At 70.8% G+C, this 12851-nt stretch carries 15 protein-coding genes; 12 read left to right on the top strand and 3 right to left on the bottom strand.

Annotation, left to right across the window (positions count from 1 at the left end; genetic code table 11):
* Positions 1–60 precede the first annotated feature (60 nt).
* A complete protein-coding gene (locus ACWC1K_RS08285) occupies positions 61–504 on the bottom strand; it encodes an SPW repeat protein (protein WP_450829478.1) in 444 nt (147 codons plus the stop codon).
* Between the two features lie 236 nt (positions 505–740).
* On the opposite strand from ACWC1K_RS08285, the gene ACWC1K_RS08280 reads away from it, so the two are divergent.
* Entirely contained in the window at positions 741–905 is a 165-nt protein-coding gene (locus ACWC1K_RS08280) for a hypothetical protein (RefSeq protein WP_266964205.1), read from the top strand.
* A 12-nt stretch (positions 906–917) separates the two neighbouring features.
* Here ACWC1K_RS08280 and ACWC1K_RS08275 read toward each other — a convergent pair whose 3' ends face one another.
* A complete protein-coding gene (locus ACWC1K_RS08275) occupies positions 918–1835 on the bottom strand; it encodes a LysR family transcriptional regulator (RefSeq protein ID WP_450829476.1) in 918 nt (305 codons plus the stop codon).
* Between the two features lie 138 nt (positions 1836–1973).
* Between ACWC1K_RS08275 and ACWC1K_RS08270 the strand changes: the two genes are divergently transcribed.
* From ACWC1K_RS08270 to ACWC1K_RS08245, 6 genes are all read left to right on the top strand, one after another.
* Positions 1974–2057: a putative leader peptide gene (locus ACWC1K_RS08270; protein ID WP_350760414.1), complete on the top strand. Its 84-nt coding sequence runs from the start codon at positions 1974–1976 to the stop codon at positions 2055–2057.
* A 110-nt stretch (positions 2058–2167) separates the two neighbouring features.
* Positions 2168–3289: a dimethylsulfone monooxygenase SfnG gene (sfnG, locus tag ACWC1K_RS08265; RefSeq protein ID WP_450829475.1), complete on the top strand. Its 1122-nt coding sequence runs from the start codon at positions 2168–2170 to the stop codon at positions 3287–3289.
* 31 nt (positions 3290–3320) lie between these two features.
* Positions 3321–4538, top strand: a complete 1218-nt coding sequence (locus ACWC1K_RS08260; RefSeq protein WP_450829473.1) for an acyl-CoA dehydrogenase family protein — start codon at positions 3321–3323, stop codon at positions 4536–4538.
* A gap of 96 nt (positions 4539–4634) precedes the next feature.
* Entirely contained in the window at positions 4635–5189 is a 555-nt protein-coding gene (gene ssuE / locus ACWC1K_RS08255) for an NADPH-dependent FMN reductase (RefSeq protein WP_450829471.1), read from the top strand.
* A gap of 5 nt (positions 5190–5194) precedes the next feature.
* Positions 5195–6379 (top strand): SfnB family sulfur acquisition oxidoreductase, encoded by a 1185-nt coding sequence (locus tag ACWC1K_RS08250; protein ID WP_450829469.1) that lies wholly within the window; start codon positions 5195–5197, stop codon positions 6377–6379.
* 34 nt (positions 6380–6413) lie between these two features.
* The gene (locus tag ACWC1K_RS08245; RefSeq protein ID WP_450829467.1) at positions 6414–7559 is read left to right on the top strand and encodes an LLM class flavin-dependent oxidoreductase; all 1146 of its coding nucleotides are present in this window, start codon (positions 6414–6416) and stop codon (positions 7557–7559) included.
* A gap of 7 nt (positions 7560–7566) precedes the next feature.
* Here ACWC1K_RS08245 and ACWC1K_RS08240 read toward each other — a convergent pair whose 3' ends face one another.
* Positions 7567–8616: an acyl-CoA dehydrogenase family protein gene (locus ACWC1K_RS08240; RefSeq protein ID WP_450829465.1), complete on the bottom strand. Its 1050-nt coding sequence runs from the start codon at positions 8614–8616 to the stop codon at positions 7567–7569.
* Positions 8617–8714: 98 nt separating this feature from the next.
* Here ACWC1K_RS08240 and ACWC1K_RS08235 point away from each other — a divergent pair, with 98 nt between their 5' ends.
* From ACWC1K_RS08235 to ACWC1K_RS08215, 5 genes are all read left to right on the top strand, one after another.
* The gene (locus ACWC1K_RS08235) at positions 8715–9071 is read left to right on the top strand and encodes a YciI family protein (protein WP_450829831.1); all 357 of its coding nucleotides are present in this window, start codon (positions 8715–8717) and stop codon (positions 9069–9071) included.
* Complete coding sequence (locus tag ACWC1K_RS08230) at positions 9071–10267, top strand: RNA polymerase sigma factor (RefSeq protein ID WP_450829464.1); 1197 nt, start codon at positions 9071–9073, stop codon at positions 10265–10267. The genes ACWC1K_RS08235 and ACWC1K_RS08230 overlap by 1 nt, the downstream gene beginning before the upstream one ends.
* Positions 10268–10388: 121 nt before the next feature.
* A complete protein-coding gene (locus ACWC1K_RS08225; RefSeq protein ID WP_450829463.1) occupies positions 10389–11711 on the top strand; it encodes an aldehyde dehydrogenase family protein in 1323 nt (440 codons plus the stop codon).
* Between the two features lie 103 nt (positions 11712–11814).
* Positions 11815–12177 carry an ArsR/SmtB family transcription factor gene (locus ACWC1K_RS08220; protein ID WP_450829462.1) on the top strand — a complete coding sequence of 121 codons (363 nt, stop codon included), beginning with the start codon at positions 11815–11817 and terminating at the stop codon, positions 12175–12177.
* The gene (locus tag ACWC1K_RS08215) at positions 12174–12839 is read left to right on the top strand and encodes an SRPBCC family protein (RefSeq protein ID WP_450829460.1); all 666 of its coding nucleotides are present in this window, start codon (positions 12174–12176) and stop codon (positions 12837–12839) included. Before ACWC1K_RS08220 ends, ACWC1K_RS08215 begins: the two co-directional genes overlap by 4 nt.
* Positions 12840–12851: the final 12 nt, after the last annotated feature.

The raw sequence follows: 12851 nt of genomic DNA, 5'->3' as shown, positions 1-12851 counted from the left end.
CGGGAGGGCCGGTCCGCGCGGGGCGCGGACCGGCCGTCATGCCGTCCTTTCTGGTCCCTCCTACGGCCTGGGGGCGCTCCTCGCCGCCGCGCCGGCGCACATCAGCCCCAGGATCACGGCGAGGGCACCGATGATGATGTTGTTGAGGGCGACACCGGTGTCCGGGCTGGTACCGACGACCCAGGGCGCGATGATCATCCAGATGCCCACCGCGCAGAACGCCCAGCTGAGGCCGTACATGCGCTCGGGGGCCCGGGTGAACCCGAGGGCCAGCAGGCCGATCGCGATGCCGACCACGAGGTTGTGCGTGACCAGCGGGGGCTGGCTCGTCGTGTAGTGGAGTATCCACGGGGATACGGCGCAGTACAGACCGAGCAGGAACACCGGTCCGTCCAAGAGCGTCACATCGCGACCGCCAAGCATGCGGGCATAGCGCTCCCGCATTTCGGAAACATCGGGGTGGGTGGTGATGTCCCCCCTGCTGGTGGGCGAGACGTTGGCCATGACTCGTCTCCTTTGACTCGCAGGCCTGACCGCGTCTGGTGCGGTATGCGGGTAAGCGCCGCGTAAGTCCATTCTGCTCTTATTTCATCTTTATGTGTAGTGGTCGGCGGGTTGCTCCAGGCGGAAGGGCGCCCGTGGGGCACGCTCCCGGCTCCCGTACATGTCTGCGCAGATCGCGGGCATGCGCACCGTAGGGACGTTGTCATCGCATATCGCAACTGGAGGTGGCTGCCGCTATGGGCGCGAAGGTGTTGGAGCGGTTTCCTGCGGGAGCTCCGCGCGGATCGTGGCCGGCGGAGGAGTACGCGGCGCGCTGCCGCGCCGAGGGCAGGCCCGCGACGGTGATCATGGACCTCAAGTCGGACGCGTTCCTCGTCGTGGTGCCGGCCGACGAGGACTGACCCGGCACGCGCTCACGTCAGGGAGCCGCCCAACTCGCGCGCTCTGCGCACGAACACCTCGTAGAGGTCCTGGGCCGCCCTGGGCGCGGAAACGGCGCGGCGGCGCTGCAGCATCAGCAGAACCTCGGTGGAGTCGTCGGAGATCGGGCGGTAGGTGATCGAGCCCTGTCGCTCCAGCGGGTCGCCGATCACACTGAAGTCCGGCAGGAGTGTGGCACCGAGTCCCTCGGCCACCATCAGCTTGCCCATTTCGGCGCCGTCGGTGGAGAAGGAGAAGTCGGGGAGGCGGCCCCGGAGCAGCCGGTGGGCGTAACGGTGCATGACATAGCCGGAGCGCATCGCGATCACCGGCTCCGGACCATTGAGGACATCGTCCACCGTGACGGCGGACAAGGTGGCGAGCGGACTGTCCGGGCGCAGACACAACACCGGGCGCCCGCGCAGCAGTTCGGTGCTCTCGAAGTCGGCGGGCAGATCGTCGCTGTCCAGGTGGTTCACCAGCCCGAGGTCGAAACCGCCCTCCAGCAGAGCCCGGTGGATCTCGGACTGCTGCGTGCCCACCACCTCCACCTGCGTCATCGGGTGGGCCGCGCGGAAGGCCTGTACGGCCGGGATGAGCAGGGGGACCGTGGCGGCGTTCACCGTGCCGACGCGGACCATACGGCTGGTCCTGTGCTGTTCTCCCGCCGCGCCGCGCAGCCGGTCAACCGCGTCCAGCACATCGATGATGTGCGGCAGCAGCTCCCGGCCCTCCGCGCTCATCGTCGCCCCGGACCGCTTGCGCTCCAAGAGATCGACTCCCAGTTCGCGTTCCAGATTGCGCACCGTCTCGCTCAGCGCCGGCTGGGAAAGGCGCAGTTCCTCCGCGGCCCGGCGTAGTGAACCGAGCCGGGTCACGGCCGCGATGTATTCCAGTTGTTCCGTCCGCACGCCCAGCAGAATGCCGCCCGTTTCGCAGCGTGTTCAAGGGTTTCCCTGTCACACGTTCGTGAAATTCAATGGTCCGGGATGCGAGACCGGTCGGGTTTTCCTTGACGGTCCGCGGCGCCGACTGCCACGATCGACGACATGAAGATGCGACTGGACCTCACGCGGCGACGCCATGTCGACCTCGCGCGCGTCTCCAGCGCCTCCTGTTGCGCCGCGGCCTGATCAACGCCCTGAATCCGCCGCCCTTTTCCGTCTTCTCCGCCTGAATTCGCCGCGCCCTTGCACGGCTTGAATTCGGCGTGCCCGGAAACATTCCGCAACAGGAGTCACGCATGCCTGCCGCGCCCGTGAAATTCGCCTACTGGGTTCCCAACGTCAGCGGGGGACTCGTCACCAGCAAGATCGAGCAGCGCACCGACTGGGGATACGAGTACAACCGCGAACTCGCCGTCCTCGCCGAGAACAACGGCTTCGACTACGCGCTCAGCCAGGTCCGGTACATGGCCAGCTACGGCGCCGAGTACCAGCACGAGTCGACCAGCTTCAGCCTGGCCCTGCTCCTCGCCACCCAGCGTCTGAAGGTCATCGCCGCTGTCCATCCCGGCCTGTGGCACCCCGGCGTCCTCGCCAAGCTGGGCGCCACCGCCGACCACCTCTCGAACGGCCGGTTCGCCGTCAACGTCGTATCGGGCTGGTTCAAGGGCGAGTTCACCGCCCTCGGCGAGCCGTGGCTGGAGCACGACGAGCGCTACCGCCGCTCCGAGGAGTTCATCCGCGCCCTGCGTCAGATCTGGACCGAGGACCACACCGAACTCGCCGGTGACTTCTACCGGCTGCGCGACTTCTCCCTCAAGCCCAAGCCCCTGACCACCGCCGAGCGGCCGCACCCGGAGATCTTCCAGGGCGGCAACTCCACCGCGGCCCGCGCGATGGCGGGCCGGGTCTCCGACTGGTACTTCTCCAACGGCAAGGACTTCGACGGAGTCACCGAGCAGATCAACGACGTACGCAAGGCGGCTGCCGAAGTCGGCCGCAAGGCACCGAAGTTCGGCCTCAACGGCTTCCTCATCGCCCGTGACACGGAGGCCGAGGCCCGTGACACGCTCCGCGAGATCGTCGCCAAGGCGGACACCGAGGCCGTCGAGGGCTTCGGCGCCGCGGTGAAGCAGGCGGGACAGTCCACCGCCGACAAGAAGGGCATGTGGCAGGACTCCTCCTTCGAGGACCTGGTGCAGTACAACGACGGCTTCCGTACGGGGCTCATCGGCACTCCCGAGCAGATCGCGGAGCGCATCGTCGCCTACAAGCAGCTCGGCGTGGACCTCCTGCTGCTCGGCTTCCTGCACTACCACGAGGAGGTCGAGTACTTCGGGAAGCGTGTGCTGCCGCTCGTGCGTGAACTGGAGGCCCAACTGCCCGACGCGGACCTCGAGTCCGTCCCCGTCCACGCCTGACCGGCCGCCACCGCGAGAAGAGGTCATCAGCATGAGCATCGCCACGCCCACCGACTGGACCACACTCCCCGCCCCCCGGACCGCCCAGGACTGGATCTCCCGCGCCGCCGAGGTCGCCGCCGTCCTCGCCACCGACGCCGCAGAGCGCGACCGCGCCGGTGCCACCCCGTACGCCGAGGTCCAGCTCCTGAAGGACGCCGGCCTCGTCACCCTGCTCGGCCCCACCGAGCACGGCGGCGCAGGCCAGGACTGGCCCACCGCCTACCGCGTCGTCCGCGAGGTCGCCAAGGCCGACGGCTCCATCGGCCAGCTCCTCGGCTACCACTACCTGTGGTTCTGGGCCGCCCGTCTGGTCGGCACCCGCGAACAGTGGGAGCAGGTGGAGGCCGAGGCCAGCCGCGGCCGCTGGTTCTTCGGGGGAGCCGTCAACCCGCGCGACAAGGACGTCATCGTCACCGAGGACGGCGACGACCTCGTCTTCACCGGCCGCAAGTCCTTCTCCACCGGCAGCAAGGTCTCCGACGTCACCGTCCTCGAAGGCGTCCTGGAGGGCACGGACAACCATGTGTTCGCCATCGTGCCCTCCGACAGCGAGGGCCTGACCTTCCACGACGACTGGGACAACATCGGCCAGCGGCTCACCGAGAGCGGCGGCGTCACCCTCGACGGGGTGCGCACCCCCTGGTCCTCCGCGGCCGGCTACGTCGACAAGCAGTTCCAGCCGCGCACCTACAACACGCTCAACGTCCCCACCATCCAGCTGGTCTTCGTCAACTTCTACCTGGGCATCGCGGGCGGCGCGCTGGAGACGGCCGCCACCTACACCCGCACCAAGTCCCGGTCCTGGCTGCACGGCGGCCACGAGCGCGCGGTCGACGAACCGTACGTCATCGACACCTACGGCGACCTCACCGCGAAGCTGTGGGCCGCCGAGGCCCTCGCCGACACCGTCGCCGCCGAGGGACAGAAGCTGCACGACGACCCGGACGCCGTCACGGAGCGGACTCGTGGCGACTTCGAGGTGCGGGTGGCCGCAGTCAAGGCACGCGCCACCGACGTCGCCCTGGAGATCTCGAACCGCATCTTCGAGGTCACCGGCGCCCGCTCCACCGCCACCTCCGAGGGCCTCGACCGGTTCTGGCGCAACGTCCGCACCCACACCCTGCACGACCCCGTCGCCTACAAGCGGCGCGAGGTCGGCCGCTGGGTCCTCGAAGGCGAACTGCCCGAACCCACCTGGTACTCCTGACCGCTTCCCCAGGGCGCCCGCCGCCGTGCGGGCGCCCCCCTCCTCGCCTGAGGACGCCTTCCCAGCGCATCCCGGCGCATCCCCGAAAGAGGACCCATGGCCACCGTCCTGTCCGTCTCCGGCAGCCCCTCCGCCTCCTCCCGCACCAACCGCCTGCTGCGTCACCTGGACAAGAGGTTGATCGCACAGGGCCACGAAGTGATCCCGCTCGACGTGCGCACCATCCCCGCCGAGGCCCTGCTCGGCGCGGACTTCAAGCACCCCGCCATCGTCGCGGCCACCGAACTGTTCGTGCGGGCCGACGGTGTCGTCGTCGGCACCCCCGTCTACAAGGCGTCGTACTCCGGGGTCCTCAAGGCACTCCTCGACCTTCTCCCGCAGTACGCACTGACCGGCAAGACCGTGCTGCCGCTGGCCACCGGCGGCTCGACCGCCCACGTCCTGGCCATCGACTACGCGCTGCGCCCGGTCCTGTCCTCCATGGGCGCCGGCCACATCGTGCAGGGCTGGTTCACCCTCGACAAGGACATCACCGTGCACGAGGACGGTTCGCTGAGCGTCGCCCCGTCCGCCACCGAGGCCCTCGCCCAGGTCGTCGACCAGTTCTCCACGGCCCTGGGCCGCGTCCCGCTCCTGGCCGCGGCGAGCTGAGCGCCATGTCCGCCCATGTCATCGCCGACGACGCGGAGGCCCTCGCCGTGGCGGCCGCCCTGTCCGAGGAGTTCCGCGCCGGCGCCTCCGCCCGGGACACCGAACGCCGGCTCCCGCGCGAGGAGCTGGACCGGCTGTCCGCCTCCGGGCTGCTCGCGGTCACCGTCCCCGCCGAGCACGGCGGCGCGGACGTCACCGCAGCGACCCTCGCCGAGATCTTCCGGCTGCTCGCCTCGGCCGACGGCAGCCTCGCCCAGATCCCGCAGAGCCACTTCGCCTACGTCAATGTGATCCGCCGTCAGGGCAGTGAGGAGCAGCGGAAGTTCTTCTTCGCCGAGCTCCTCGCCGGCCGCCGCTTCGGCAACGCCCAGTCCGAGGCGGGCACCAAGCACGTCCAGGACATCCGCACCCGGCTGGCACCGCAGCCGGACGGCTCCTACGTCCTCACCGGCGTCAAGCACTACTCCACCGGCGCCCTCTTCGCCGACTGGATCCCGGTGCTGGCCCGGGCCGAGGAGGACAAGCTCCATGTCGCGTACGTCCCGCGCGACGCTCCCGGCGTCACGGTCGTCGACGACTGGGACGGCCTGGGCCAGCGGACGACCGCCAGCGGCACCGTCCGCCTCGAACGCGTCCCGGTCCCGGGGGACCGCGTGCTGCCGCACCACCTCACCTTCGAGGGCCCGCAACTCCACGGCGCGGTCGCCCAGTTGCTGCACGCAGCGATCGACGCGGGCATCGCCGCGGGCGCGCTCGCCGAGGCCGCCGAGTTCGTACGGACGAAGAGCCGGCCCTGGTTCGAGAGCGGCGTCGACACGGCCGCCGAGGACCCGCTGCTGATCCAACGCTTCGGCGAACTCGCCCTGCAGGTACGGGCGTCCGAGGCGCTCCTGCGGGAGGCCGCCCGCACGGTGGACGCGGCACACGCCGATCTCACCGACGACACGGCGGCCGAGGCGTCCATCGCGGTCGCCGCGGCCAAGGTGCAGGCCGCGCAGACGGCCGTGGAGACGGCGAGCGCCCTGTTCGAGGTCTCCGGCACCCGCTCCGCCCTCAACTCCCTCAACCTGCACCGCCACTGGCGCGACGCCCGCACCCACACCCTGCACGACCCCACCCGCTGGAAGATCCAGCACATCGGCCGTTACGTCCTCAACGGCACGCGGCCGCCCCGCCACGGCCTCCTCTAGCGACACCAGCGACACCTCTGATCGGAGACCCCACGTGTCCCTCACCTTCCACTGGTTCCTGCCCACCAACGGCGACAGCCGGCACGTCGTCGGCGGCGGCCACGGCACCCCCGCCACCTCCTCCGGCGGGGACCGGCCACCGACGGTGGCCTATCTGAGCCAGATCGCCCGTGCCGCCGAGGACCTGGGCTTCGTGGGGGCACTCACCCCGACCGGCGCCTGGTGCGAGGACGCGTGGCTGACCACCGCGATGGTCAGCCAGAACACCGAGCGCCTGAAGTTCCTGGTCGCCTTCCGCCCCGGCTTCGTCTCACCGACGCTGGCCGCTCAGATGGCGTCCACCTTCCAGCGGCAGTCCGGCGGACGGCTCCTGCTCAACGTCGTCACCGGTGGCGAGAGCCACGAGCAGCGGGCCTACGGCGACTTCCTCGACAAGGACGACCGCTACCGCCGTACCGGCGAATTCCTGGAGATCGTACGGGGGCTGTGGGAGGGCAAGACCGTCGACCTGCACGGCGAGCACCTCCAGGTCGCGGACGCGAAGCTGGCCCGGGTGCCCGACCCGGTCCCCGAGGTCTACTTCGGCGGGTCCTCGCCCATCGCCGGAGAGATCGCCGCCAAGTACGTCGACGCCTACCTCACCTGGGGCGAGCCGCCCGCCCAGGTCGCCGAGAAGATCGCCTGGATCCGGGGGCTCGCCGCCAAGGAGGGCCGCACCCTGCGCTTCGGCATCCGGCTGCACGTCATCACCCGCGACACCTCCGAGCAGGCGTGGGCGGAGGCGAACCGGCTCCTGGACGGCTTCGACCCGCAGACCGTGCAGTCCGTCCAGGCGGGCCTCGCCCGCAGCGAGTCCGAGGGCCAGCAGCGGATGCTCGCCCTGCACGGCGGCGGCAACCGCGACGGCCTGGAGATCCACCCCAACCTGTGGGCCGGCATCGGCCTGGTGCGGGGCGGCGCGGGCACCGCCCTGGTCGGCAGCCACGAGGAGGTCGCCGAGCGGATCAAGGAGTACCACGCCCTCGGCATCGACGAGTTCGTGCTCTCCGGTTACCCGCACCTGGAAGAGGCGTACTGGTTCGGCGAGGGCGTGCTGCCGCGCCTGGCCGCGCAGGGGCTGTGGCGGCATCCGTTCGAGAGGGAGGCGGTGCCGTCGGCGCCGGTGCCGTTCGCGAGTTAGAGCGGCTCTACCGAGCCGACGCCAATGCGGCGAGGTGCGCTTCCCGCACCACCGACGTCTGCCCCTGCACCAGCAGGAACATCCCCTCGCGGGCCAGCCGCTGGGCAGGATGGCGTACGTCCATGGTGCGGCCGCCCCCGGCCACGACCGCCGCGGTCGTGGCCGCACGCATGAGGTCGTAGGAGCGCGTCTTGAGCGCCAGCCGTTGTGCGACGTGCTCGTGCGGGACGGGGTGGTCCGCCAGCTCGTACGCCTGCCGCCGCACCTCGTCGAGGCGGCCGCGCAACCCCTGGGCGGCCTCCGTCTCGCCGGCGTCCTCCAGCACGCGCAGCGCGGCGTACGCCACCCCGAAGACGGCCGGAGACGTGTTCGTGCTGCGGGGCAGGTCGACGAGGGCGAACTTCTCCCGGGGGGTGCGCAGCACCACGCTGTCCTCGGGCAACCGCAGGCCGTCCAGCTCCAGGGAGACCGTGCGGGCGGCGGTGAGCGCCGCCAACCGCATCGGCTCCGAGGCGCGCAGCCCCGGCTGTTCGCGGGCGTCGGCGAACGCGAACACGATCTCTGCCGAGTCGGTCACGCCCGCGAGCAGCATCACATCGTTCAGGCCCCAGCCGGTGTACCAGGGGACGGTGCCCTCGAACCGCCAGCCGTCCCGCTCCGCTGTGGCCCGCACGGGCACCCGGGGGAAGGCGCGGACATGGGCGTAGGCGATCCCGGCCAGCAGTTCGCCGGACGCAAGGGGCCGCAACAGCCGCTCCCGCACCGGGAGTTCGGACCTCGCCAGCAGTCGCACCGGTGTGTGGTGCTGGGTCTGCACGAACCAGGTCGAGCAGCACGCCCCGGCCAGGATCTCCTGGACCTCCCGCGCCACCGAGTCGGGAGCGCCCGCGCCGCCGAACTGCGGCGGTGCGCTCACCCCCAGCAGCCCGGACCGTCGGACGGCCTCGATATGGCTCGCGGGCACCCCCTCCTGGTCGACATGCGCCGCGTTCGGAGCGAGCAGGTCGTCGGCGAGGGCGCGGGCGGTGGCAACGAGGGGGTGCGGTGCGGCGGTCATGCGGAAGATTCTCCCGAGGTCGTCGTGCGCGGTGTCGATCCGGGGGTGTGCCGTTCGTGTAGGAGGTGAGAGAACGACACGACGCCAAGGAGGACGTCATGCAGTACTACCTGCTCAGCGTGATCACCCCGACCGACGGAACGCCGCCCGGGCCCGAGGCCATGGCGGAGATCGTCCGCAAGCTGGACACCTTCCACGCGGAACTGCGCGAGGCCGGCGCGTGGGTCTTCGCCGGCGGGCTGCACGGCCCCGAGACGGCCACCGTGCTGCGGCCCAGTGACGGCGACGTCCTGATCACCGACGGGCCGTACGCCGAGGGCAAGGAGTACCTGGGAGGCATCTGTCTGATCAAGGCTCCCGACCTGGACGCGGCCCTCGAATGGGGCAGGAAGGCCACCTGGGCGACCACCCTGCCCATCGAGGTGCGGCCCTTCATGCACCAGGCCGAGGAGTGATGTCTGCTCCCGTCGACGTCGAGGCCGTCTTCCGCGCGGAGTACGGCCGCGCCGTCGCCGTCCTCGTCCGCTTCCTCGGCGACATCGACCTCGCAGAGGAAGCGGTGCAGGACGCCTTCACGACGGCCGTGCGGCGCTGGCCGGAGACCGGTGTGCCGCCGAGCCCGGCCGGCTGGATCATCACCACCGCGCGCAACCGTGCGATCGACCGGCTGCGCCGCGAGTCCTCCCGCGAGGCCCGCCACGCCGAGGCGGCCCTGCTGCACACCCCCGACGCCCCGGCCGAGGAGGGCCCCGTGCGCGACGACCGGCTCCGCCTGATCTTCACCTGCTGCCACCCGGCGCTCGCCCCCCAGGCGCAGGTCGCCCTGACCCTGCGCCTGCTCGGTGGCCTCACCACGCCGCAGATCGCACGCGCCTTCCTGGTGCCGGAGCCGACGATGGCCCAACGCCTCGTCCGCGCCAAAGCCAAGATCCGCAACGCCCGCATCCCCTACCGCGTGCCCCGCGACGCCGATCTCCCGGACCGCCTGAAGGGCGTCCTGACCGTGGTCTACCTGATCTTCAACGAGGGCTATGGCGGCAGTCCCGACCTGTGCGCGGAGGCCGTACGCCTCGGCCGCCTCCTGTCCGAGCTGATGCCGGACGAGCCCGAGGTGACCGGCCTGCTCGCGCTGATGCTCCTCGTCGACTCCCGCCGCCCCGCCCGGCTGGACGCGGACGGCGCGCTGGTACCGCTGCCGGAGCAGGACCGCGGACGCTGGGACCGGGAGCTGATCGCCGAAGGACAGTCACTGGTGCGCCGCTGTCTGCGCCGCAACCAGCCGGGGCCGTACCAGATCCAGGCCGCCATCCAGGCCGTCCACAGCGACGCGCCCACCGCCGACGCCACCGACTGGGGCCAGATCCGCCAGCTGTACGACCAGCTTCTGGCCCTCGCGCCGAGCCCCGTCGTGGCCCTGAACCGGGCGGTCGCCCTGGCCGAGACCGAGGGGCCCCGTCAAGCCCTGGAGGTCGTCGACGCGCTGGACCTCGACGGCTATCACGTCTTCCATGCCGTCCGTGCCGACCTGCTGCGCCGCCTGGGGCGCGACACCGAGGCGGCAGGGGAGTACGAGGCGGCCATCGCGCACGCGCAGAGCGAGGCGGAACGCGTCTATCTGGAACGGCGGCGGCAGGAACTCGGCGGCGCATGACGGGCTCGACCGTGTGTGACGGGCCCGCCGCGCAAAGTAGTCCTCCGGCGGCGGGATTTATTTTGGTGTATGAAAGGTTGCCATATACACCTGACCCTGACCGTTCCAGCAGCGAGGCATCGTGAACCACTCCACCCCCGAGCAGCCCGCCGACGTCGTGGCCCGGTTGCGCGCCACCTTCCGTACCGGCCGCACCAAGCCCGTCGAGTGGCGCACCGCGCAGCTGAGCCGCCTGCGCGAGATGCTCAGCGAGAACGGACCCGACCTGGCCGCCGCCCTCCACGCCGATCTCGGCAAGAGCTCCACCGAGGCCCACCGCACCGAGATCGACTTCACGATCCGCGAGATCGACCACACCCTCGACCACCTCGCCGACTGGCTGCGCCCGGAAGCCGCCCCGGTCCCGGCCCACCTCGGCGCGGACGCGAGCGCCTGGACGCAGTACGACCCGCTCGGCGTCGTCCTCGTCATCGCCCCCTGGAACTACCCTGCCCAGCTCCTGCTCGCCCCGCTGGTCGGCGCCCTCGCCGCGGGCAACGCGGTGGTCGCCAAGCCGAGCGAACTGGCTCCCGCCACCTCCGCCGCGCTCGCCCGTCTGCTGCCCGCCTACCTCGACACCGACGCGGTCGCCGTCGTCGAGGGCGGCATCCCGGAGACCACGGCTCTGCTGGCCGAGCGTTTCGATCACATCTTCTACACCGGCAACGGCGCCGTCGGCCGCATCGTCATGCGCGCCGCCGCCGAGCACCTCACTCCGGTCACCCTCGAACTCGGCGGCAAGTCCCCGGCGTTCGTCGCCCGCGACACCGACCTCGACGTCGTCGCCGACCGGCTGGCCCGCGGCAAGTTCCTCAACGCCGGGCAGACCTGCGTCGCCCCCGACTACGTCCTGACCGACCCGGCCACCGCAGCCGCCCTGGAATCCGCGTTCACCCGCGCCGTCGAGGCGCTGTACGGCAGCGACCCCTCGGCCTCCGCCGAATACGGCCGGATCGTCAACGAACGGCACTTCGACCGGCTCGCCGGCCTGCTCGACTCGGGCCGCGTCGTGGTCGGCGGCGGCAGCGACCGTACGACGAAGTACATCGCGCCGACCGTCCTGGCCGACGTCGACCCCAAGTCGCCCGTCATGCAGGAGGAGATCTTCGGGCCGATCCTGCCGATCGTCACCGTGCCGGACCTGGACGCGGCGATCGAATTCATCAACGACCGCGACAAGCCTCTCGCGCTGTACGTCTTCTCCGAGTCCGAGGAGACCCGAGGCCGGATCGCCGCCGAGACGTCCTCCGGAGGCCTTGGCCACGGTCTGCCGCTGGCCCATCTCACCGTCTCCGACCTGCCGTTCGGCGGAGTGGGCGAGAGCGGCATGGGCAGCTACCACGGCCGCTACTCGATCGAGACGTTCAGCCACCGCAAGGCGGTGCTGCAGAAGCCGCTCAGCTGAATCCGGCGCGGAGGACGCCCGGCCGTGCGACGCGGCCGGGCGTTTTTCCGCGGGCACAGTATCGTTTGCTGCTTATATAAGTAGTGGCTGATATAGTGTCGGGATGCGCGCCTTTGATGTGCTCGGGGACCCGGTGCGCCGGCGGATCCTGGAGCTGCTGGCCGGTGGGGAGATGACCTCGGGAGCGCTCTGCGAGGTCATCGGGGAGGAGTTCGGGATCTCGCAGCCCGGAGTGTCACAGCATCTGAAGGTGCTGCGGGAGAACGGTTTCGCGACCGTCCGCCCCGAAGGAACCCGGCGGCTGTACGCGGTCAATGCCGAGCCCTTGCAGGACATAGACGCCTGGCTCGACCGCTTCCGCCGCTTCTGGACCCCGCATCTGGACGCCCTGGCCACCGAGCTGGCGCGCGGCAAACGCGCGCGCCGGCTCCGGGATGCCGACGAGAACCCCGAGGAGCACCCATGACCGACGTGACCCATGACATCAGTGACGTGCGCCGGCAGGTCGGCCGTCGCACCTTCAAGGCGGGCGAAGCACGTGTGGTGACCGTGACCCGCACCTACGACGCCTCGCTCGACGATGTCTGGGACGCCTGTACGAATCCCGAGCGCATCCCCCGCTGGCTCCTGCCCGTGACGGGAGAGCTGCGGCTGGGGGGCCGCTATCAGCTCGAGGGCAATGCGGGCGGTGTGATCGAGCGCTGCGACCCGCCCAAGAGCTTCTCCGCGACCTGGGAGTACGGCGGTGAGGTCAGCTGGATCGAGCTCCACCTGACTTCCGAGGAGGGCGGCACACGCTTCCAGCTGGAGCACATCGCCCATGTCGACGACACGAAGTGGGCGGAGTTCGGCCCGGGCGCGGTCGGCGTGGGATGGGACCTGATGGTCCGGGGGCTCTCCCTGCACCTCGGGAGCGGTGGCGCGGCCGTCGACCCGAAGAAGTTCATGGCCTGGATGGGCTCGGACGAGGGCCGTCGCTTCATGACGTCCAGCAGCGAAGCCTGGTACACGGCGAACGTCGCCGGCGGCGAGGACGAGAAAACGGCACGTGAGGCCGCGGACCGGACCACGGCGGCCTACACGGGAGCGGGCGAGGGCGGCGACCCGGGCGAAGGGGGCGCGAGCTGACCGCCTCTCCTG

It is taken from the genome of Streptomyces sp. NPDC001492, from assembly GCF_053597275.1.
This window is presented reverse-complemented; position numbering and strand designations above follow the sequence as displayed.

Excerpts from the sequence above, each read along its gene's own strand:
- ACWC1K_RS08285 (WP_450829478.1), bottom strand. The coding sequence starts at position 504 with ATGGCCAACGTCTCGCCCACCAGCAGGGGGGACATCACCACCCACCCC.
- ACWC1K_RS08280 (WP_266964205.1), top strand. The coding sequence starts at position 741 with ATGGGCGCGAAGGTGTTGGAGCGGTTTCCTGCGGGAGCTCCGCGCGGA.
- ACWC1K_RS08270 (WP_350760414.1), top strand. The coding sequence starts at position 1,974 with ATGAAGATGCGACTGGACCTCACGCGGCGACGCCATGTCGACCTCGCG.
- sfnG (WP_450829475.1), top strand. The coding sequence starts at position 2,168 with ATGCCTGCCGCGCCCGTGAAATTCGCCTACTGGGTTCCCAACGTCAGC.
- ACWC1K_RS08260 (WP_450829473.1), top strand. The coding sequence starts at position 3,321 with ATGAGCATCGCCACGCCCACCGACTGGACCACACTCCCCGCCCCCCGG.
- ssuE (WP_450829471.1), top strand. The coding sequence starts at position 4,635 with ATGGCCACCGTCCTGTCCGTCTCCGGCAGCCCCTCCGCCTCCTCCCGC.
- ACWC1K_RS08250 (WP_450829469.1), top strand. The coding sequence starts at position 5,195 with ATGTCCGCCCATGTCATCGCCGACGACGCGGAGGCCCTCGCCGTGGCG.
- ACWC1K_RS08240 (WP_450829465.1), bottom strand. The coding sequence starts at position 8,616 with ATGACCGCCGCACCGCACCCCCTCGTTGCCACCGCCCGCGCCCTCGCC.
- ACWC1K_RS08235 (WP_450829831.1), top strand. The coding sequence starts at position 8,715 with ATGCAGTACTACCTGCTCAGCGTGATCACCCCGACCGACGGAACGCCG.
- ACWC1K_RS08230 (WP_450829464.1), top strand. The coding sequence starts at position 9,071 with ATGTCTGCTCCCGTCGACGTCGAGGCCGTCTTCCGCGCGGAGTACGGC.
- ACWC1K_RS08220 (WP_450829462.1), top strand. The coding sequence starts at position 11,815 with ATGCGCGCCTTTGATGTGCTCGGGGACCCGGTGCGCCGGCGGATCCTG.
- ACWC1K_RS08215 (WP_450829460.1), top strand. The coding sequence starts at position 12,174 with ATGACCGACGTGACCCATGACATCAGTGACGTGCGCCGGCAGGTCGGC.